Genomic DNA, 20,947 nt, shown 5'->3' with positions numbered 1-20,947 from the left:
GGGGCGGGTCAGGGGGTGAGGAGAGTTTTGATGGCGCGGCGTTCGTCCATGGCCTTGTAGCCCTCGGCGACCTGGTCGAGGGGGAGGGTGAGGTCGAAGACCTTGCCCGGGTCGATCGCTCCGGCGAGGACGCGGCCGATGAGGTCGGGGAGATAGCGGCGGACGGGGGCAGGGCCGCCGCGCAGGCCGACGTGGGAGAAGAACAGCTCCTGCCCGTCGATGGCGACCTCGTGGGGCACGCCGACGAAGCCGACGTTGCCACCCGGGCGGGCCGACCGGAGGGCCTGGCTCATGGACTGGGCGGTGCCGACGCACTCCATGACGCTGTCCGCGCCGATCCCGCCGGTCATCTCCTTGATCCGGGCGACACCTTCCTCGCCGCGCTCGGCGACAATGTCGGTGGCCCCGAACTCGCGGGCAAGCTTCTGCCGGGATTCATGGCGGGACATGGCGATGATCCGCTCCGCGCCCAGCTCCCTGGCGGCGATCACCGCGCACAGTCCGACCGCGCCGTCGCCGACGACGACGGCGGTGGAGCCGGGCCTGACCTCGGCGGCATCGGCGGCCCACCAGCCGGTGCCCATCACGTCCGAGACGGCCAGCAGGCCGGGCCAGAACCCTTCGTCGGGGATGCCGTCGGTGGCGACGAGGGTCCCCTGGGCGTTGGGGATGCGGACGTAGTCGGCCTGGCAAGTGGACATGAACTCGCGGTTCAAACAGCTCGACTGAAATCCGTTGCGGCAGTTCGCACACGTGTTGTCGGAGGTTGCGAACGAGCCGATGACGAACTGGCCCGGCTTCACCGCGGTCACCTCGGCCCCGACCTCCTCCACGAAGCCGACGTACTCGTGGCCCATCGGATGAGCGTGATCGGTGGGCTCCGCACCCCGGTACGGCCACAGGTCCGATCCGCACACACAGGTCACGGCCGTGCGGATGATCGCGTCGGTCGGGTGCTCGATCTTCGGGTCCTCCAGGGTCTCGAAGCGGATGTCGCCGGGAGCGTAGATCACTGCGCCGCGCATGAGAGGTTCCTTTGCGTATCGGGTACAGGGTGCGGACCCGGACACGGGTGGCGGACCGCCCGGGCCGGGTGCGGGCTGCTCCTTCGCCGCCCTCGCGGCCGGAAGAAGTAGCGCCACGCCTTCGAGGTAACCCCCTTTTCACGCGCGTAGCGAGTCACCGACAAGGGGTGTACCGGCAGTACATCCCTATGGCGCCCTGCGGGACGTACCGTCGAAGGCATGGACAACCGTGAGGAGGTCCGCGAGTTCCTCACCTCGCGGCGGGCAAAGATCACTCCCGACCAGGCCGGGCTGCCCTCAGGGTCCCGGCGCCGGGTGCCTGGCCTTCGCCGCAGCGAGGTCGCGGCCCTCGCCGACATGAGCGTCGAGTACTACTCGAAACTGGAGCGCGGCAACCTTTCCGGAGTCTCCCCGGCCGTCCTCGAAGCCCTCGCCCGCGCCCTCCGGCTCGACGACGCCGAACGCGCCCACCTGCTGAACCTGGCCCGGGCCGCCGACGGCTCCGACGCCCTCACCCGCCCCCGCCGCCGTGCCACCACCCGGCAGTGGACACCGCACCGCAGCCTGCAATGGACCCTGGACGCGATCACCGCCGGACCGGCGTTCGTCCGCAACGGCCGGATGGACATCCTCGCCGCCAACCAGCTCTTCCACGCCTTCTGCACCGACGTCTACGCCACGCCCGGCAACCAGCAGAACCTGGCCCGCTTCACCTTCCTCGACCCCGCCTCCCACCGCTTCTACCCGAACTGGGACGCCTTCGCCGACATCACCGTCGCGATTGTGCGTGCGGAAGCCGGCCGTGATCCGCACGACAAGGATCTGCACGATCTGGTCGGGGAACTGTGCACCCGCAGTGATGAGTTCCGTACTCGGTGGGGTGCGCACAACGTCCGCCATCACGGCACCGGCACCAAGCATTTCCACCACCACGCCGTCGGCGACCTCACCCTGGCCTTCGAGGGCCTGGAGATGGCCGCCGCCCCCGGTCTCACCCTCACCGTCTACACCGCCGAGCCCGGCTCACCTTCCGAAGAAGGACTGCGCCTCCTCTCCACCTGGGCCGCCACGCAGGAAGCCGGCTCGGCCACGAAACGATCGGCAACCAGCTGAACGCCGACAGCACCGAACCCGACGGTGTTCGGCGCTGTCGGCGCACAACTCCTCCGCTCCTCGCCGGCCCGCGTGGCGCAGGTCGGGACCACAGGGCACCGGGGCCCATCGCTGGGTGACCTCGGTGCGCCGCGCGTGGGCGTCGAGCAGATCGTCCTGCGTGCGGATGCCGCTCACCGAGGGGCGGACCCCACGCTGTTCGAGCGTGCCCATCACGGCCGGGCCGGGCAGCGGACGTTGCCGGGCTGCGTGCGGCGTCGGTCGGAGCGCTGCGGTCCATGCCCCGCAGGGCCTTCATCCGACCCGGCTCGCGCGGCAGGGGGGTGAACCGCCTCAGGGGCGGCTCGCCGCCGGTGAGGGCCGTGAGCCGCCCCTGACAGGGGCGTACGGGCGGGGCGGGGAGTCCGGTTCGCCGGGCGGCCCTCCCCCGCATCAGCGCCGTGTGCGGACCAGCAGGTACACGAAGTACGGGGCGCCGATGACGGCCGTCATCAGGCCGGCGCCGAGCTGGGCCGGGGCGATCACCGTACGACCGGCGAGGTCCGCGAAGCAGACCAGCACGGCCCCGAGCAGGAGCGCGACGGGGACCACCCGTACGTGCCGCCGGCCGACCAGGGCGCGTGCCGCATGGGGGGCCACCAGTCCGACGAAGCCGATGGTGCCGGCCGCCGCCACGGCGGTGGCGCTGAGCAGGACGGCCACGACGAGGAGGCCGAGGCGCGCCCGGGTGAGGCCGAGGCCGAGAAGCCTCGGGGTGTCCTCGTCGAGGGCGACGAGGTCCAGCTCCCGGCGGCGTACCACCGCCACGACGATGCCGGCGGCGAGCACCACCGCGACCGGCAGCACATCGGGCATGTTCCGCCCGTACGTCGACCCGGACAGCCAGGTGAGTGCCTTCGTCGTGTCGAACGGGTCGCTGAGCACGATGACCAGGCTGATCAGCGCCGCCGCGGCGGCGGACACCCCGACCCCGAGCAGGACCAGCCCGTTCTGGCGGAATCCACCCCGTGCAGCCAGTCCGAAGACGATCGACGCGGCAACGGCCGCCCCGCCGAACGCCGCTCCCGCGACCTCCCACGAACCGGGGGCCTGCACCGTGGTGACGAGCAGGACGGCGCCGAGGCCGGCGCCCCCGGAGACGCCCAGGACCCCCGGTTCCGCGAGCGGGTTGCGGGTCACGGCCTGGACCAGGGTGCCGGACAGGGCCAGCGCGGCACCCGCGAGGAGCGCGGCCGCCACCCGGGGCACCCGGGTGTCGAGGACGAACGTGACGACCCGGCCGGCCCGGCCCTGTGCCCAGTTCACGACGTCGCCGAGCAGCAGTTTCGAGTCTCCGAGGAGCACCGCCGCGATCATCACACCGACAAGGACGACAGCGAGCACGACGACGGTGGTGAGGAACGCGGTCCGCCCCGGGATCCGCAGCCGGTCCGGCGCGTCAGCGGCTGCTGTGTCCCGCGTCCGGAGGGCCATCACGACGAGGAAAGCGCCGCCGACCACGGTCGTCACGACCCCGGTCGGCACCTCCACGGCGGTGTCGGCGGGCACGATCGCCCGCAGCAGCACGTCCGAGCCGAGGACGAGCGCGGCGCCCACGAGGCCGGCGACGGGGAGGCTCACCCGGGACCGGACCAGCCCCCGGAAGCGGCGGGTGAGGGGGCGTACGAGCGCGGGTGCGCAGAGGCCGACGAAGCCGATCGGGCCGGCGAGCGTGACGGCCGCCGCGGCGAGCAGGGTGGCGAGCACCACGGTGGTGATCCGGGTCCCGCGGACGGACACGCCCAGCCCTCGGGCGGCGTCGTCGCCCAGGGCCAGGGCGTCGACGCGTCGGGCGACGAGCAGCAGCCCGACAAGGCCGACGGCGACGACCGGGGCCATCTGGATGACACCGTCGAAGCCGTTCTGGCCGATGCCTCCCTGGCCCCACCGGTAGAGGCCTTCGGTCCGCTGGGGGAACAGGAGCAGCAGTGCCTCGGTCGCCGCGTTCAGCCCCAGCGCGAGGGCACTGCCCGCGAGGACCAGCCGGACGGTGCCCCTGCCGAGCCCGGAGAGTCCGAGCACGACGGCCGCGGCAGCGAGTCCGCCGACGAACGCGGCGCCGGACGAGGCCAGGAGGGGAAGGGTGGTTCCGGTTACGGCGACCACGCCGAGTGCCAGGTAGGAGCCTGCGTTCACGGCGAGGGTGTCCGGCGAGGCGAGCACGTTCCGGCTGACCGCCTGGAGGGCGGCGCCGGCCATGCCGAGGGCCAGTCCGACGAGGACGGCGGCGACCATCCTCGGGAGCCGGGACGCGACGACGACGGAGGCGTCCCCCGCCCCGGCGTCGCCGGTGAGAGCACTCCAGACCTCCGACGCGCCGACGTCGGCGGTGCCCTGGGTGATGTCGACGGCGGCGAGTACCGCGACCAGCAGCACGAGCGTGGCCGTCACGGCGATCGCGCCCGTCGTGGCCGCGGCTGTGCGGTCACGGCCGACCGCGGGCTTGTCGATGACGGCCACGGCGGGCTACTTCTTCGTCAGGGCGTCGACGAGGGAGTCGATGTACGCCTCCATCGAGCGGGGACCGCCGAACATCCAGACGCCGTCGGGCAACCGGTGAACGTTGCCGTCCTTGACGAAGGGAAGCGACTTCCACACGGCGTTCTTCGCGAGAGGGCCGGTGAACGCGTCACCGTCGGTTTCGTTGGCGACGTACGAGAAGTGGACGTCGCCGAGGCCGGTGAGCCCTTCGACATCGGTGGTGGCGAGGCCGTAGCTCTCGTCCCCTTCGACGGTCCAGGCGTTCTTCAGACCGAGCTTCTCGTTGACGGCGCCGAGGAGGGAGCCGCTGGTGTAGGCGCGGATGGAGACCTGGTTGGACGCGACGTACCCGTCGGCGGAGGCGATCTCGGCGCCGCCGAGGCCGGCGTCCGCGAGGGCCTTCTTGCCCTCGGCGACACTCGCTTCGAAGTCCTTCTTGGCGGCGTCCGCCTGGGCCGTCGTGCCGGTGGCCTTCGCGATGAGGTCGAGGCCCTCCGTCATCGTGCCGATCTGGTCGGCGGCGTCGGCGGCCGTGATCTCCAGGACGGGGGCGACCTTGCGGAGCTGCTTCACCACCGCGGGCGAGAGGTCACTGGTGGCGACGACGAGGTCGGGGGCGAGGGCGGCGACGGTGTCGATACTCGGCTCGCCACGGGTTCCGATGTCCTTGGGGTCACCGGTGAGCGGGGCCGCGGTGTTCCACGCGGTGTATCCCTTCACATCCGCGACGCCGACGGGGGCGACGCCGAGGGTGATCAGGTCCTCGACCACGTTCCACTCGGTGGCGACGACCTTCTTGGCCGGGCCGTCGAGGGTCACCTTCGTGCCCTTGGCATCGGTGAGGGTGATCTTCTCGGCCGTCTTGTCGGAGGCCGCGGGGTCGTCCGACGAGGGTTCCGTGGTTCCGCATGCGGCCAGGGAGAGGGCGGCGACGGCGGCCGTGGCGAGGAGGTGGCGTCTCATGAGGAGGTGCTGAGCCTTTCGGATCTGGAGTGGTGTCTGCCGATCGCACGGGTGCGCAGCCGGCCGGTCGAGGGATCGGTGCCGATGTCGATGCGGATGCCGTAGACGTCCGACAGCAGCTCCGGCGTGAAGACGTCCTCGGGCACACCGTCGGCGACGATGCGTCCCGCGTGCAGCAGGGCGACCCGGTCCGCGACGGACGCCGCCTGGTCGAGGTCGTGGAGGACGACGCCGACGGCGATCCCGTGGTCGTCGGCGAGATCGCGTATCAGGTCGAGAAGTTCGACCTGATAGCGCAGATCGAGATAGGTGGTCGGTTCGTCCAGGAGGAGTACCCCCGTCTCCTGGGCGAGGCAGCTCGCGAGCCACACACGCTGGAGCTGACCGCCGGAGAGCTGATCGACTCCGCGCCCGGCGAGGTCGGTGACACCGGTGAGGCCGAGCGCCCGGTCCACCGCCGCGGTGCCGCGGGGGTCGGGACGGCCCCATCGGCCCCGGTAGGGGTAACGGCCGAAGTCGACCACGTCCCGGACGGTGAGCCCGCCCGGAGTCGACCGGGACTGGGTCAGGAGCGCGACGCGCTGCGCGAACTCGCGGGCGCCGAGCGCGAAGCCGTCGACGGCCTCGTCCGTTCCCGCGTCGACGGTGAGCGAACCGGTGCGCGCGGACTGCAGTCGGGCGAGTGTCCGCAACAGCGTCGACTTCCCACTGCCGTTGGGGCCCACGAGGGCGGTCACCTCGGCGGGCCGCAGGGCGATCGCCGCCTCGTGTACGACGTCGACCCTGCCGTACGACACGCTCACCCCGTCGGCGGACAGTCCGTGACCACGCGTACGTGGCACACCGGTAGCCGCCGGGGCATCCGAAGCACCGGGGGTGCTTTCACCAGCTCTCATGCCGATTAGGCTAGCCTAACCTTAGGCAACCGTGAACGGCACCCCCGACATCGGGAGGCAGCTCCGGGCACGCGGGCATGGCCGCCACCCGGCGTACGCCTCCCCCATCCCGTGACGAGCCCGGTGAAGCGCTCGCGGCTCCGCAGGTGCCCCGGTGATCGTCCGTCCTCCCCCCGACGGCCACGGCGAGCAGGACGGAAAGGCTGAGGTCCCGTTCGACGGCCGGGCAGGGCGAGCAGCAACGACACATCAGCGCGTGGGCGCCGGCGATGCGGCTTCCCATGCGAACCCGTCCGGGTCGGTGAACGGCCCGGCATCGCCACCGATCACGAGCCGGTGCGATCCGGTGCCGTCGGGAGAGACGCCGACGTCCTTGGCGAGGGCGCGGCGCCTGTACAGCGCCAGCTTGACCGGACTCGCACCGGCAGCGAACTCGACGTACGTGCGTCCGAAGCTCTTCGCCACGGCGAGGCCCTGGCCGACGTAGTACCGCTTGCTTGCGATCACGTCCGCGACTCCCAGCAGGATCACGATCTCGTCGATCCGCCGGGTGGCGGGGCCGGTGTCCTTCTTCGCCGAGGTCGCGACCTTCCAGATCGTCCCGTCCGGGGCCCGTACGACGCCTCCGTATCCCCAGAACGACTTCGTGACGGGCTTCAGCGGTGTGGCGCCTGCGTCGAGGGCGGCGTCGACGAGACTCGTGACGTCGGCCGGCTGGGACACCGTGAGTGCCATCGTGAAGCCGCGGAAGCCTGTCGAGGGTGCCTCCGAGGCCCGCAGGCGGATCTGTGCGCCCAGTCCGAAGGCTGCGGTGCAGAAGCGCCTGGCGGCCGTGGGGTCGGCCACTTCGAGGGTGACTGCTTCGATGGATGTCATGGTCATCACGCTAGTTGCGGCTCGGCGAGGGGCGCTTCTTGATTCCTGACCGGTCCGGTCACCCGGTTCGCCGCACACGGCGGCACGCCCGCCGCACCCACCGCTGCTCGGCGGCGGTAGGCGCTGGGCGGCACGCCGACCATCGCGGTGAAACGGGTGAGGAAGATGTTCGGTGACGAGCAGCCGACCTCGAAGCAGACCTCGGTGACACCGAGGTCGCCGCGCCGCAGCAGCGCCGCCGCGCGCTCGATGCGCCGCGTCATCAGGTAGCCGTACGGCGACTGGCCGTACGCCTGCCGGAACTCGCGGCTGAGGTGCCCGGCGGACATGTGCTCGCCGCGGGCGAGCGCCTCGACGTCCAGCGGCCGTGCGTACTCCCGGTCGATCCGGTCGCGGACGCGGCGCAGTCGCGCGAGGTCGCTCAGGTGTTGGGCCGCGATGCGTGCGCGCGCCCACGAGGGGTGACACATGGAAGAACTCCTCTTCGTCGATGTCCGCGAGCACCCGAAGCGCATGCCGAGGCGGGCGGCGAGGGCTCTATGACGATGACCGGCTTGCCGGAGTCGACGAGCCGTGAGGGCGGGCGAACAGCCGCTCGCCCGGTGGCCGGGTACGTCCGGGACCGAGGCCGGTGGCCGGCCCGGCGGGGATCTGGACGCCGCCGTGGTGGGTGGTCGTCGTACGCCGCCCCCAGCGGCCTGCGTCGCGAGAGCAACGCCGCAATCGTGCGGCCGCCGGGGGTGGTCAGGGGCTGCGGTCAGGCCGACCGCCGCGTTCTTCACAGGTGGTCGCGACGCCGGCCTTCGCGGGCGGATCGACGGCCGGGCGGCTCAGCGGAGTTCCTGGATGCGGACCAGGTTGCCCGCGGGGTCACGGAAGGCGCAGTCACGGATGCCGTACGGCTGCTCGGTCGGCTCCTGGACGACCTCGACATCCCCGGCCTGCACCTTCTCGAACGTGCCGTCGAGGTCCGGGGTGGCCAGCAGGATCCAGCCGTAGGTGCCCTTGGCCATCATCTCGGCGATGGTGCGGCGCTCGTCCTCGGTGATACCGGGGTCCGCGGCCGGCGGCGCCAGCAGGATGGACGTGCCGGGCACACCGACGGGGCCGACCGTGATCCAGCGCATCTTGCCCTGCCCGACGTCACTGCGGACCTCGAAGCCGAGGACGTCGCGGTAGAAGGCCAGGGACGCGTCCGGGTCGTCATGCGGGAGGAAGCTCGTGTGAATGGTGATGTCCATGACGATCATGCTAGGTGCGGCTCCGTGACCCGCGCTTCTTGATTCCTGATCGATCCAGCCGCCTGTTTCCGGGTCCTGCCCCGTGTTCCGCGCAGGGCTGTGGCGCTCGGCGGATGCGCGCGCAGGTGATCTCTCGTGCCGGAAGCTCGCAGGCCTGGGAAACAGGGGCGTCAGCTCGGCCGCGTCCCGCGCCTGTGCATGGGAAACGGCTCCCGAACGGCGGTGGCATCCGGTGGCGATCGCAAAGAGGCCTCACCTCGCCTACAACCGCACCCAGTTCGCAGGGCAGATTCCCACCCCAAACGTGACGTTCCCGCGGGCCGGATGTCCGGCGGGAAACTTTCTTTTGTCCAGCACATTGACGGCGCCCGTGGGCCGACTTACCTTCATCGCGTTGTTCTTCATATGTCATATATGAGACGCGATACGAGATCTGAGAGCCGCCATGCCGACGAGTCCGCCCCTCGTTCCTCCCCGCACCCGGTACGTGCCTGGGACGATCAGCACCGGTGCCTCCACCGGACACCGGCTCGCGGGCAGGCACTCGGAGAGACCGAGGTACCGCGGAGCAGCCGCGTCGCGACCCAGGTACGCGCGGCGTTGCGGCCTCCGGCCGGACCGGGTGTCCGGGGGTGAACCCGCGACGGGGTCATGAGAGCCCCGTGAGGTGCTGCCGCCCAGTTGCCGTCCACCCCGCGGCCACGCCACCGGGGGTGGCAGCGCGTCTTGCTGGAACTCCGCCCGCCCGGCCCCTCGAACGGCCAGGTCGGCGCCCCTCACCCGTGCATTCCGGGAGGCGAATCCGAATTCGGGAGCGCCGCCCGCGGAACCGCTCGCGCCCCCACGTTCCCGAATGAACCCTGACCACATCCCGCAAGGCCTCGCCCTGCACCCGGCTGCCTGGAGAGCCCGGCAGTGAGCACCCAGAGAAGAGAGCCCCTCATGAAGATGCACCGCAGTCGCCGACTCGCATCCGCGATCTCCTTGGTCTCCGCCCTGGCCCTGACCGCAACCGCCTGCGGTGACGACGGAAGCGTGGCCGACGGGGGCGGCGAGGGCTCGGGCACCGGAAACATCGTCTTCTGGGACGAGAACGGTGGTGTCCGGACAGCCGTCTGGAACGAGATCATCGCCGACTTCGAGAAGGCCAACCCCGGCATCGACGTGCAGTACGTCGGCCTCGCGTCCACCGAGGCCCAGTCCAAGTACGACACCGCGATCCAGGGCGGCGGCCTGCCGGACGTCGGCGGCGTGGGTGCGGCGATGATCGCCGGTATCACCGCGCAGGAGGCACTGGAGCCCCTGGACGAGCGCATCGGGGACAGCACCCTGAAGGGCAAGCTCAACGAGGCGATGCTCGCGAACGTGAAGTCGGCCGGTGGACGGGACGAGCTGTACACGGTGCCGATCTCCGCCACCAACGGCGTCCTCTACTACCGCACCGACCTCTTCGAGAAGGCGCAGCTGGGCGAACCCAGGACCTGGGACGACTTCTACAAGGCCGCCGAGGAACTGACGGACAAGAAGAAGAACGTGTTCGGCTACACGATCCGCGGCGGCCCCGGTTCCATCGCCCAGGCTCTGGACGCGATGTACGGGCAGTCCGGCATCGACTCCTTCTGGGATGCCTCCGGGACGAAGACCACCGTCAACGACCCCAGGAACGTCGAGGCGCTGGAGAAGTACGTCGGCCTGTACCGGAAGGCCACACCCGAGGCCGACCTGAACAACGACTTCACCAAGATGGTTGCGCAGTTCGACTCCGGCAGCATCGGCATGCTCAACCACAACCTGGGTTCCTACCAGGACCACGTGAAGGCGCTGGGCACCGACAAGTTCCGCGGCATCCCGCAGCCCGAGCTGGCCGACGGTACGCGGGTGATGGTCTCCAACCCCGTGTCCGGCCTCGGCCTGTTCAAGTCGTCCAAGAACAAGGCGGCGGCCTGGAAGTTCATCGAGTTCGCGGCATCCCACGAGGCGAACTCCAAGTTCAGCGAATCCGCAGGCCTCATCCCGGCCAACCAGGAGGCGGCCGAGGACGCCTGGCTCGACAAGGCCGAGGCCACCAAGCTGGGCGCCGAGGCGCTCTTCTCCGGCAACACCAGGATCGTCCAGCTTCCGTACTACCTGCCGGACTGGAACACGCTGTCCAAGGCCGACAGCGAGCCGGGCTTCCAGAAGGTGATCCTCGGCAAGACGACCGCCGAGGAGTTCCTCGACACCTTCGCGGATCAGCTCAACGAGGCCCAGGCGGAGTGGAAGCAGATGCGGGGCAACCGACCATGAGCGCGGGGGTCGGACGCGGGCCTGCGCCCGGTGGTGCGGCACACGTACGCCGCACCACGGCCCGGCCGGACCGCCCGTGCGTCGTAGGGGGCCGCACGACGACCACCGATGGCGGGCTCCTGCCCGGGGTTCGCCCGGGCGGGTGGACCCACCGTCGTCCTGCGTACGGGGGTTGCACCCGGGGTGAGGAGCTGCGGAGGCGGCTGATGCCCCGGGTCCATGCGGCCTGATCTGGCGAGTGCACGGCCGGACGGAGGGCTTGGTCGTGCGGACGCACAGCGCCTTGCTGTGTCCGGCAGACGGCCCTCGGCTACGTGGACGAGCCACCGCCGGATCCCCTCACAGCACCGTGGTGTTCCCCGCCGGGTGCCCCGGTGCTGTGTCACGGGACCGAGGTCCCCTTCGAGGACGGTCCGGGTGATCTGGGGCCGGCCGTAGAGGCCCAGGATTTCGTTGGCCACGTCCACGGTGTGCAGCGGCCCGCACGCGGTCCGGCGTGCCGGCCGGGTCGTCGACCACTCGTCAGTGCGGCTCGGCGGGGTGGCCGTTCGACCGGCGGGCGCGCTCCCTCATGCCCTGTCCCCGCCGGAAGAGCTGGTCCAGGCGTGTTCGCGCATCAGGCGCAAGCCGTTGAGGCCGACGATGACGGTGGAACCTTCGTGGCCGGCGACGCCGAGCGGCAGCGGGAGCGTGCCGATCAGGTCCCAGGCCACCAGCGCGGTGATGAAGGCCCCGGCGATGACCAGGTTCTGCACCACGAGGCAGCGCGCCCTGCGGGAGAGGGCCACGACGGCGGGAATGGTGGCGAGTTCGTCGCGGACGACGACGGCGTCGGCGGTCTCCAGTGCGAGATCGGAGCCGGCCTTGCCCATCGCGATGCCGATGTACGCAGCGGCCAGGGCCGGGGCGTCGTTGACCCCGTCGCCGACCACCAGCACCCGGCGGCCCGCGGCCTCCCACTCCTTGACCACGGCCGCCTTGTCCTGCGGGAGCAGACCGGCACGGACCTCGGTGATACCGGCTTCGGCGGCGAGGTGCCGTGCGGCGCGCTCGTTGTCGCCGGTCAGCAGGACCGGGGCCCGGCCGGTGAGTTCACTCAGCGCGGCCACCGTCGCCTTCGCGTCGGGGCGGAGCCGGTCGGCGACGCCCAGCACCCCGACCGGGCCGCCGTCGCGCAGGACGAGTACCGCGGTGCGGCCTCGGTCCTCGAGTGCCCGGACCACACCGCCGGTGTCCGGTCCACCGGTCGGGACGAGGCGGGCTGGGGAACCGACCTGAACGGTGCGGCCGCCGATCGTGGCAGTGACGCCGGCGCCGGGGGCGGAGGCGAAGTCCGTCACCTCAGCGAGGGCGAGGCCGCGTTCGCGGGCGGCCCGGACGACGGCGCGGGCGAGGGGGTGCTCGCTGGGGTGTTCGGCCGCCGCCGCCAGCGCCAGCAGCCCGTTCTCGTCCAGACCGGAACCGGGCTCGGGGCGGATGTCGGTGACACGGGGCGTGCCTTCGGTCAGGGTGCCGGTCTTGTCGAGGGCGACGGCGTCGACCTGACCCAGGCGTTCCATCACGACGGCGGACTTCGCGAGGACGCCGTGGCGGCCCGCGTTGGCGATGGCGGAGAGCAGCGGGGGCATCGTGGACAGCACCACCGCGCACGGCGAAGCGACGATCATGAAGGTCATCGCGCGGAGCAGGGCGGGCTGGAGGGCTGAGCCGAAGGCGAGCGGGATCGTGAAGACGGCCAGTGTGGCGATGACCATGCCGATCGAGTACCGCTGCTCGATCTTCTCGATGAACAACTGGGTGGGGGCCTTGGTCCCGGAGGCTTCCCCGACCATCTTCACGATCCGCGCGATCACCGAGTCCGCCGGGTCGCGCTCGACGCGGACCCGCAGGGCGCCTGTGCCGTTGACGGTGCCCGCGAACACCTCGTCCCCCGGGCTCTTGGCCACCGGAAGCGGCTCGCCGGTGATGGTGGCCTGGTCGATGTCGCTGCTCCCGTGGAGGACCTTGCCGTCGGCGGCGACCCGCTCGCCGGGCCGTACGAGGATCGTGTCTCCGACGGCCAGGGAGTCGGCCGGGACGTTCTCCTCCACGCCGCCGGGCAGGAGCCGGGCAGCGGTGAGCGGCGCGAGGTCGAGAAGGCCGCGTACCGAGTCGGCGGTCCGCGCGGTGGCGATGGCTTCCAGGGCTCCGGAGGTGGCGAAGATGACGATGAGCAACGCTCCGTCGAGGACCTGGCCGATGGCGGCGGCGCCGAGCGCCGCGACGACCATGAGCAGGTCCACGTCCAGCGTCTTGTCCTTCAGTGCCTTCAGGCCCTCCCATCCCGGTTCCCAGCCGCCTGTGACGTAGACGGCGGCGTACAGCGGGCCCCACAACCAGGCCGGGGCACCTGCGAGATCCATCGGGAGAGCCATCAGGAAGAGCACCAGTGCGGCCAGCGCCCACCGGGCCTCCGACAGCGCCAGGACTCGCGTGCGCCTCCTCGGCGGCGCCGGACGCGGCTCGGCAGCAGGCGGCACGGACCGCTGATCCAGGACAGCAGGCATGACAGAACGACCCTTCACGGGCGGACGAGGCAACCCGCTCACCATACAGGAACATGTGAACAGGTTTTCATATGTCGCCCGTATGATGGCGTCCATGGGCCACGGAACCGACACCGCCAGCAGCGCAACCACCCGCGAGCGCCTCGACGCCGTCGGCACCGCCGACGTCGCCGCCACCCTCCAGGCCCTCGCCACGCCCTCCCGGCTCCACATCCTGGCTCGCCTCCAGGAAGGCCCCTGCTCGGTCAGCGACCTCGCGGAAGCGGTAGGCATGGAAGCCTCCGCCTGCTCCCACCAGCTCCGCCTGCTGCGCAACCTCGGACTGGTGACCGGCGAACGCCGCGGCCGCTCGATCATCTACGCCCTGTACGACAACCACGTCGCCGAGCTCCTCGACCAGGCCCTCTACCACGTGGAACACCTGCGCACAGGGATCCGGGACCTCCCTGCCGACCCGCCCGGGCCCGCCGCCGACTGAGGCCGACGGCGGTCCGGGAGGGCCTCGTGGGTCCGATCGCCTGGGCACGCACCCCGACGACTGCCGTCCGGACCTTCCGCGTACGTCCCGTGGACGCTCATCCCGTCGACGCCGGCAGGGGCGAACACAGGTGCGCACACGGCGATGCTGTCGCCGTCGCCGGCGAAGGTGGCCCGGCGCCCTGGGCGAGGACGCCGTCGCTGCGGGCCGGCCGCCTGCCCGACGTCGCCCAGGTTCACAGGACGGATCGCCCCTCGCCCGGCTGCCCGGCGACGCCACCGGGCGCGCGCCGCTCCGCCGGACGCCGGCCGCCCCTCAGGTCCCGGCCGGCACCGGTTCTCACGCGGCGAGGGCGATCGGTTCGCCGAGACGTTCGGCGGCCTTCCTCCACGCGTCGGTCACCGCTGCACGGGCGTGGACGGTGCAGCTCGGTATGTCCCCCATCAGCATGATCGGGGCTCCGACGTGGACATGGAGGCCCGGCCTGCGCAGCGGGGCGGTGCCCAGGCCCGCGAGCTGCTTGAGCAGGCTCCCCGAGGCGAGACGGCGGGAGCCGGCCTGCCCCAGGGGGATGACGGGGGCTCCCGTCCGGTGCACGAGTCGGGCCAGCCCGCTGCGGAAGGCTTCCGGGGCGGATTCTCCGGCGTCCTTGCGGAGCGGGATGCCGCCCTCGCCGTAGATGAGGACGAGGCGTCCCCGGGCAAGGGCTTCGGCAGCGCCGTCGAGGGCGTCGCCGGCGCGTTCGTCATGCCGGTGGACGGGGATGTGTCCCTCGCGGGCGAGCGCACGGCCGAGCAGGGGAACACGCCAGAGGCCGGCGGCCGCCAGGACGGCCGGTTCGACTCCGAGACGACGCAGAGCCGCGAGAACCACGGCGGGGTCGGCCAGGGAGCTGTGGTTGGCGACGATGACGCTGCCCTCCGCGAAGACGGCGTCGCTGTCGGTGGTGACCGTCAGTCGGCCGACGGCGGGCACCAGGGCGTCGGCGAGGCGGCTGAGCATGAGCGGGGTCCTCCCGGACTCGAACGGTGGTGACCTTCATCGTGGTCCGGGACTGCGCTACGGGCCTGAGTGCCGGTACTCAGCGGCAGCCCTGTCGGCGTACCCAGGTCCTGGGTTCGAGGTTCAGGGCCGGGGTCTGTGGGGTCCGGTCCGGCTGCTGGGGGCGCGTCCAACGAGACGGGTAGTCGTTCGACGCATCCGACGGCAGGTCGGCAACCGGCACTTCGGTCCCCTGAGACGGCGGCGCGGATACCTCCGGTTCCGGTTCGTACGGCGCGCCCGTGTGCTGGGGCCTGCTCACCCTTCACCCGCTCTGGAGGGACGGGCCACCGGCGGGACTGTACGGAAGACCAACGCGGCAAGGACCTGCACTCCTGCCGCCGCCACCAGGGCGCCGGGAAGGGACCTGGTGGCGAGCGGCCCCGCTACGGCCGCGCCCAGGGCGAAAGCGGTGATCTTCAGGCTGGCGCCCGTGGTGAAGACCCGGCTTCGCAGCTCTTCCGGGGCTTCCCGATGGCGCACCGCGAACACGGCGGTGAGCTGGGGGCCTTCACCGATCCCGGCGATGAGGACGGCTGCGACGAGCGCCACGGGCCGACCGGTCGCGGCCAGGACCAGTGCCACGGCCTGGACCAGGGCGCCGGCCCAGATCATCGTGTCCGGGGTGATCGGACACGGATGGCGTGCGAGTGCCGCGTTGGCCGCCAGGGCGGACACGGCTGCGCAGGAGAGCAGCATCGCGCCGTGGCCCGCCCCGCCGAGGAGGCGTACACCGAGGAGCGGGATGCAGGCCGTCAGCATGCCCTGGGCGATGCAGGAGACGGTCGACGACAAGGTGGCACGGGCCAGGCGAGGGGTCCTGACGATGAGCCGCATCCCCGCAGCGAGATCACCGGCCGCGGAGGTGATGACCGAGCCTGGTACGGGTCCGGGGCTCACGGGAAGCCTCCAGGCGACTGGCACCGCCAAGCTGATGAGTACCACCGAGACGACCACAGCGCCCGGCGCCCCGCACACCTCCGCCACCCCGCCCGCGAGGGCGGGCGCCACCAGGCCGGCCGCGCTGAAGGTCATCGCGTCGAGGGCGTTGGCCCTGGGCAGCTTCGTGTGCGGCACCACTCGGGGCAGCTGAGCGGTCCAGCCGCCCGACAGCGCGGGCCCCAACAGACCGGTGAGCACGGCGATCAGGACGACGAGCGCGATCGGCAGACGGCCGAGCGCTACGAGAATCACCACCAGGCCCGTCGCGTAGAGGGCGAGCGCCCTGGCCAGCAGACGTCCCGGCCGCGCAACCCTGTCGAGGAGCGTTCCCAGCATCGGCCCGCCCACGACAGCCGCGACCGTGATCCCCGCGAGCAGTGACGACGCTTCAACCGCCGAGCCGGCGACGGCGAACCCTGCCAGCATCAACGCCGGTCCGGACATCTCGTCCCCGGCACGGGCCGCCACCGCTCCGGCGAGATAAGAACGCATCGGGTGTCGCCTCTTCATCGACACGAGGCTAAAGAGGTAACTCAAACATGTGCAATATGCGTTACATTGCCGAAGTGCCCTCCTCAGCCGACGGCTGGTCCACCCGCCACTCCGTGCTCACGACGGCACGGCGCGCTGCCGCGCTCATCAACGGGCTTGCCGACGACCGAGCGGATCCTGCCGCAGTCACCGCGCTGCTGCGTGAGTACGGCGAGAGGGATCCGATCCGCCTCACTGCCCATGACGTCGAGCAGATGCGCAGGTCTGCCGACCTGCTTCGCGAGGTCTTCGCCGCCGACCACGCGGACGCCGTTGCCGCCGCCCTCAACCGCCTCCTTCAGAAGCGCACCGGGCCGCTTCGCCTCACCTCGCACGGCGGCACCACCCCGTGGCACCCCCATCTCGACCACGACGACAACGCCGCCTGGAGCGAGTGGTTCCTCGCCTCCTCCTGCATGGCACTGACCGTTCTGTTGTGGGACCACCAGCGTCCGCCCGGCAGGATCTGCGCTTCATCCAGCTGCCACGACGTCTTCATCGCCCACGGCGCCGGCCCGGAACGCCACTACTGCTCACGCCGCTGCGCGACCCGCGAACGAGTCGCGACGCACCGGCGCTCCCGCGCCACCCAGCAGGGACGGTCAGCGTCTCGACGCCGCTGACCCCGTCGCTCACGGCCAGAGAGCGAAAGAGCTGCCACTCCCCCGCCCCGGCATGTCGGCCCCGGCTGAGACACTCCCACCATGGACACCACACCCGAGCACATGGGTTCCTGGATCGCGGCCGGCTGGACCGTCGCGCTCGCGGGGCTCGGCGCAGTCACCGGCTTCGTCTGGGACGGGCCGTTCCTCGCCGTCGCCTGCGCCCTCTCCCTGGGAGGCGGCGCCGCTCTGGGCACGATGCTGTCCCGCCGCCGGATGGTCGCCACCATCCGGGAAGGCCAGGGAGAGGCTGCCGCGCTCGGGTACGCCGACGGAATCGGGGACATGGTGGTGCTGGGCATATCCGCGTACAGGGTCTCCGTCTTTCCGCTGTCCGGCCCCGACGCGGTGGACGCCGCCGAGCGCACGGCGCGCCGTAAGGCCGCGTATCACCTCACAGCCGCCGAGGGCTCCCCCACCACATCCGTGAGGCCGCGGCCGCCGCTCTCGAAGCGATCGACGAAGGTCGCGACGACGACACCCGGTCGGCCATCGACGAACTCGTGAAGGCCGTTCACGAGCAGCGCCGCCACACGTGACCGCAGCCGCACGGCACGGCCGGACCCGCCGGGCCGGCACTCGGATGCCGGGATCGCGACCCAGTCGGCGGGCGGCAGTGCTGCCTACTGGGTCGCGGCGGAACCCTCCTCGGCCGTCAGGCGTGGGCGTCGAAGGGAATTCCGGCCGGCTTGGCCTCGTCGAGGTGAGCGTTGAAACTGCCGTCCTTGAGCCCGAAGGTCGCACTGCCGAAGTCCGCCTGGACCAACTTGTCCCGTACGCCGGGGGGATAGCCGTTCCAGCCGACCAAAGTGGGGAACTGCCACCCGTGGTAATGGTTCTCCGGCGGCTCGTCGTTGCTGTTCGCGGGGCGGAAGCAGTGCGTGCCGAGGCCGTCCTTGTGGTAGACGACCTTCGGGTGCGTTCCGTCCCACCGGATCTGGTCACGGTTGTAGACGTCGAAGTCGCCGTGGGCAGAGGTGGACACGTAGCGGGCCTCGTTGTTCTGCACCCACACCACCACGTGCTCCCAGTCATGCCGGTGCCCGCCCAGCCCGCTGCCGGCCACCGCCTGGTCCTTCTCGAAGTAGAGCCCGTAGATGATCGCGCACCAGCCGTTGTTGCATTTGTAGCGCGCGTATCCGTTGGTGTTGTCCAGGTCTCCGGCGTCGCGGCAACTGCCGTTGACCGCACCGGTGGTGTTCAGGCCGGGGGATATGGTCCCGTCGGGACCGATCGCCGGGGTCGGATAGCAGCCGTCCGTGTCGTAGTCGAACGCGGGCTGGAACGTCTGCTCCATTCCGTCCGCGTTCGCGGGCAGGGCGGGCGGCGGGGCAGCGAGGGCGCTGCCGGCCGAACCGATGACCAGCGTGATGGCGCCGGCGACGACGAGTGACGCCCTACGGAAGCGGGCTCCGGTCTTCATGCATCCTCCAGGTTGGCGCGTGGCGGGGACACGCGAGCATCCTTGGCATGCCCACCACAACCGTGGTGAACCCTTCCGCGTGGCCCAACACACCCTGGAAGCCGAAGCGATGAACGGTCGGTCAACAGACAGGAACGCACTGCCGGTGTCGACTTCGTACGTGCGGCTCCCGACCGTCACGGCCGCCGCTCAGGCTCCTCGGACCGGATGCGCCTTCCCTCGACAGGGGCGCGGCGTCAGCTTTGTCGCGGGCGCGCGCCGGTGACGGAAGAGGCGGCGTGGAGCGCCTTGGCGGCTCCGCCCGGACGGAGGGTCCACGGCACGGGCTCCGTGTTCGTCAGCCACTCTTCGGCGATCAGGTGCCGGGTGATGAGGAGTCGCAACCCACGCCCCTGCTTTCCCCAGCCCATCCCCTTGCACAGCTGCTTGACGGACGGGCCGTGGCCGTGTGCCGCACGGAAGTCCGCGGCGAACTGCGCGGCGCGCGGACCCTCGTCGGGGTGGCTGGCCTTCCATGCGTCGAAAGCAGCACGCACCGTCGCGTCGAACTGGGCGGGAACCGGCGTGCGCATGAAGGCCTCGGCCACCCTCACGGGGGAGATCGAGCAGTGGGAGCAGTGCTCGACGGCCTCGGCGTGCCGACGCAGCGCAGGACTCGCCTGCGCCTTCCACTCGCCCCACGTCATCCTCGGTGCCCGGGCAGGGGGTGTGGCAGGTGGCAGGGCGTGCATGCCCGAGAGGTGCCGCACGGCTTCCCCCAGGAGGTAGCGCCTGCCGTCCAGTTCGAGCAGGAATCCCTTGGCCAGCAGCTCGGGCAGCGCGGCACGACAGTGCCCGGGCAGGTCGGCGGGGAGGTCGGCGTGGTGGTCCGCCGGTCCGTGGGCGGCCAGGAACAGCGCGGCCAGCCGGGCCGCGGCCGAGGTCTTCCTGGCCGGTTTGGAGGTCATGGTCCGGTTCGTCCACCCTGACACCCGGGACCGCGTCAGCTTGGCGAAGGGCAGCCGGCGGTCCGACACGCCCACGAGTTCCGGCACGGTGATGCCCACGGGGACATCTGGGTTGCCGCCGATCAGGTCGCCCCGCGCCTGCCAGCCCAGAGCACCGACGGCCGCGACGGCGCCTTCCGCGTCGGCCAGACGCAGTGAGCGCAGGTCCTGCCCGGTGAGGTTGCCGGTCCCGCCCCGGGCGGCACGAATGGCGACGACCACCGCGAGAAGCTGCGCGTCGGCTCCTTCGAGCGGCAACGAGGCCACATAGGACAGCAGTTGGCGAGCGGCTTCTCCCTGTCGAGCCGTCAACAGGAAGGCGGTAGGGGGCTTCGCCACCGTAGGCGCGGCCGGGGCATGGGACGTACGGGGAGAGGAGAGAGGCACGACCGGTACAACGTGCGCACGGCGCCAAGGTCACGGTCACCGCCCGTACTGCTGTGCGACCTCGGGTCGGTCGCCGAGCGCACCACACCGAAAACGCCCACCGGTGAACGATGCGACGAGACCCCTGGTCATCGAACGCGGCATGACCGGGCATCGGCCGCCACACAGGCATGCGGCCGCGCCGGCCGCGGTGGCGGGGCATCGCCGTGCTGGGGGCGACGGCCGCCGTGGTGGCCCTGCGGGTACGGGTTCGGCGTACACCGCCGGGGCTCCCGCCCCTGGTGAGCGGCAGCGCCACGATCCGTGACGCCGCTCGGCGCGACCTCGACGCACCCCACGTCCCTGGGTGGCCGGACGCTGGCTATCGTCGCGTCCATGACCGTCCTTCAACGCCTTCGCCCCGACCACGCCGCGGCTCTGCTCGCCTTCGAGCGGGAGAACCGTGCGTATTTCGCCGCCTCCGTCCCGGACCGGGGTGACGACTATTTCGCCGGGTTCGACGCGCGCCACAGTGAACTGCTCGCCGAACAGGCCGCCGGGCTGCACCACTTGCACGTCCTCGTCGACGGCGAGGGCTCCGTGCTGGGCAGGGTCAACCTCGTCGATGTCGCGGACGGTTCGGCCGAACTCGGGTACCGGATCGCCGAGCGGGCCGCGGGGAAGGGCCTGGCCACCGCCGCTGTCCGGAAGGTGTGCGTGCTGGCTCTCGCCGAGTACGGGCTGGGCGTCCTGCGGGCGGTGACGACCGAGGACAACCCCGGGTCGCGGGCCGTGCTGTCCCGCACGGGGTTCGAGCCGGCCGGCGAGATCGTGCTGGACGGCCGCCCTGGGCTGCGCTTCACCCTGGACCTGCGGGCCCTCGGGAATCCGGCCGGCGCGCCGCGCTGACACCGAGTCCCGTGGGCACGGAAACACATCGGTGGCGGACCGCGTCGCGGTGGGCAGTTCGATGTCGGGGAAGTAGCCCGGGTTGCGGTGGGTCGTGTTGATGCCGTCGGCGATCTCGGCACGGCGTGCGTGGACGATGACGT

General features: G+C 71.5%; 18 protein-coding genes and 1 pseudogene. 6 read left to right on the top strand and 13 right to left on the bottom strand.

Annotated features, from left to right (window positions below):
* Nucleotides 1-8 precede the first annotated feature (8 nt).
* Complete coding sequence (locus AB0F38_RS29195; RefSeq protein ID WP_361899672.1) at nt 9-1,025, bottom strand: zinc-dependent alcohol dehydrogenase family protein; 1,017 nt, start codon at nt 1,023-1,025, stop codon at nt 9-11.
* A gap of 219 nt (nt 1,026-1,244) precedes the next feature.
* Here AB0F38_RS29195 and AB0F38_RS29190 point away from each other — a divergent pair, with 219 nt between their 5' ends.
* Entirely contained in the window at nt 1,245-2,138 is an 894-nt protein-coding gene (locus AB0F38_RS29190; RefSeq protein WP_361899669.1) for a helix-turn-helix transcriptional regulator, read from the top strand.
* A gap of 432 nt (nt 2,139-2,570) precedes the next feature.
* Here AB0F38_RS29190 and AB0F38_RS29185 read toward each other — a convergent pair whose 3' ends face one another.
* From AB0F38_RS29185 to AB0F38_RS29160, 6 genes are all read right to left on the bottom strand, one after another.
* Nucleotides 2,571-4,637: an iron ABC transporter permease gene (locus AB0F38_RS29185; RefSeq protein WP_361899667.1), complete on the bottom strand. Its 2,067-nt coding sequence runs from the start codon at nt 4,635-4,637 to the stop codon at nt 2,571-2,573.
* 6 nt (nt 4,638-4,643) lie between these two features.
* Entirely contained in the window at nt 4,644-5,621 is a 978-nt protein-coding gene (locus AB0F38_RS29180) for an iron-siderophore ABC transporter substrate-binding protein (protein ID WP_361899664.1), read from the bottom strand.
* On the bottom strand, nt 5,618-6,517 hold the full coding sequence (locus AB0F38_RS29175; RefSeq protein WP_361899661.1) for an ABC transporter ATP-binding protein: 900 nt from the start codon (nt 6,515-6,517) through the stop codon (nt 5,618-5,620). The genes AB0F38_RS29180 and AB0F38_RS29175 overlap by 4 nt, the downstream gene beginning before the upstream one ends.
* Before the next feature lie 249 nt (nt 6,518-6,766).
* On the bottom strand, nt 6,767-7,393 hold the full coding sequence (locus AB0F38_RS29170) for a glyoxalase (protein ID WP_361899658.1): 627 nt from the start codon (nt 7,391-7,393) through the stop codon (nt 6,767-6,769).
* 5 nt (nt 7,394-7,398) lie between these two features.
* A complete protein-coding gene (locus tag AB0F38_RS29165; protein WP_361899655.1) occupies nt 7,399-7,863 on the bottom strand; it encodes an AraC family transcriptional regulator in 465 nt (154 codons plus the stop codon).
* 360 nt (nt 7,864-8,223) lie between these two features.
* Complete coding sequence (locus tag AB0F38_RS29160) at nt 8,224-8,634, bottom strand: VOC family protein (protein WP_361899652.1); 411 nt, start codon at nt 8,632-8,634, stop codon at nt 8,224-8,226.
* A 942-nt stretch (nt 8,635-9,576) separates the two neighbouring features.
* Here AB0F38_RS29160 and AB0F38_RS29155 point away from each other — a divergent pair.
* Nucleotides 9,577-10,920 (top strand): sugar ABC transporter substrate-binding protein, encoded by a 1,344-nt coding sequence (locus AB0F38_RS29155; RefSeq protein ID WP_361899649.1) that lies wholly within the window; start codon nt 9,577-9,579, stop codon nt 10,918-10,920.
* 569 nt (nt 10,921-11,489) lie between these two features.
* On the opposite strand, the gene AB0F38_RS29150 is transcribed toward AB0F38_RS29155, so the two are convergent.
* The gene (locus AB0F38_RS29150) at nt 11,490-13,466 is read right to left on the bottom strand and encodes a heavy metal translocating P-type ATPase (protein WP_361899647.1); all 1,977 of its coding nucleotides are present in this window, start codon (nt 13,464-13,466) and stop codon (nt 11,490-11,492) included.
* Nucleotides 13,467-13,560: 94 nt separating this feature from the next.
* Between AB0F38_RS29150 and AB0F38_RS29145 the strand changes: the two genes are divergently transcribed.
* Complete coding sequence (locus tag AB0F38_RS29145; RefSeq protein WP_361899644.1) at nt 13,561-13,944, top strand: metalloregulator ArsR/SmtB family transcription factor; 384 nt, start codon at nt 13,561-13,563, stop codon at nt 13,942-13,944.
* 339 nt (nt 13,945-14,283) lie between these two features.
* Here AB0F38_RS29145 and AB0F38_RS29140 read toward each other — a convergent pair whose 3' ends face one another.
* Nucleotides 14,284-14,946 carry a lysophospholipid acyltransferase family protein gene (locus tag AB0F38_RS29140; RefSeq protein WP_361899641.1) on the bottom strand — a complete coding sequence of 221 codons (663 nt, stop codon included), beginning with the start codon at nt 14,944-14,946 and terminating at the stop codon, nt 14,284-14,286.
* Nucleotides 14,947-15,243: 297 nt separating this feature from the next.
* Entirely contained in the window at nt 15,244-16,437 is a 1,194-nt protein-coding gene (locus AB0F38_RS29135; protein WP_361899638.1) for an MFS transporter, read from the bottom strand.
* 38 nt (nt 16,438-16,475) lie between these two features.
* Between AB0F38_RS29135 and AB0F38_RS29130 the strand changes: the two genes are divergently transcribed.
* Both AB0F38_RS29130 and AB0F38_RS29125 read left to right on the top strand, forming a co-directional pair.
* A complete protein-coding gene (locus tag AB0F38_RS29130) occupies nt 16,476-17,081 on the top strand; it encodes a CGNR zinc finger domain-containing protein (RefSeq protein WP_361899636.1) in 606 nt (201 codons plus the stop codon).
* Between the two features lie 81 nt (nt 17,082-17,162).
* Nucleotides 17,163-17,627 carry a hypothetical protein gene (locus tag AB0F38_RS29125; RefSeq protein ID WP_361899633.1) on the top strand — a complete coding sequence of 155 codons (465 nt, stop codon included), beginning with the start codon at nt 17,163-17,165 and terminating at the stop codon, nt 17,625-17,627.
* Nucleotides 17,628-17,775: 148 nt separating this feature from the next.
* Here the strand turns inward: AB0F38_RS29125 and AB0F38_RS29120 are convergent, their stop codons facing one another.
* Both AB0F38_RS29120 and AB0F38_RS29115 read right to left on the bottom strand, forming a co-directional pair.
* The gene (locus tag AB0F38_RS29120; protein WP_361899630.1) at nt 17,776-18,543 is read right to left on the bottom strand and encodes an NPP1 family protein; all 768 of its coding nucleotides are present in this window, start codon (nt 18,541-18,543) and stop codon (nt 17,776-17,778) included.
* A 236-nt stretch (nt 18,544-18,779) separates the two neighbouring features.
* Nucleotides 18,780-19,841 carry a hypothetical protein gene (locus tag AB0F38_RS29115; protein ID WP_361899627.1) on the bottom strand — a complete coding sequence of 354 codons (1,062 nt, stop codon included), beginning with the start codon at nt 19,839-19,841 and terminating at the stop codon, nt 18,780-18,782.
* Between the two features lie 450 nt (nt 19,842-20,291).
* Between AB0F38_RS29115 and AB0F38_RS29110 the strand changes: the two genes are divergently transcribed.
* Nucleotides 20,292-20,804: a GNAT family N-acetyltransferase gene (locus tag AB0F38_RS29110; RefSeq protein ID WP_361899625.1), complete on the top strand. Its 513-nt coding sequence runs from the start codon at nt 20,292-20,294 to the stop codon at nt 20,802-20,804.
* A gap of 27 nt (nt 20,805-20,831) precedes the next feature.
* Here the strand turns inward: AB0F38_RS29110 and AB0F38_RS29105 are convergent.
* Nucleotides 20,832-20,947 (bottom strand): annotated as a pseudogene (locus tag AB0F38_RS29105) (glycerol-3-phosphate acyltransferase); the annotation flags it as partial.

This window comes from Streptomyces sp. NPDC025273 (assembly GCF_040638585.1).
Classification (GTDB): domain Bacteria; phylum Actinomycetota; class Actinomycetes; order Streptomycetales; family Streptomycetaceae; genus Streptomyces; species Streptomyces cinereorectus.
This window is presented reverse-complemented; position numbering and strand designations above follow the sequence as displayed.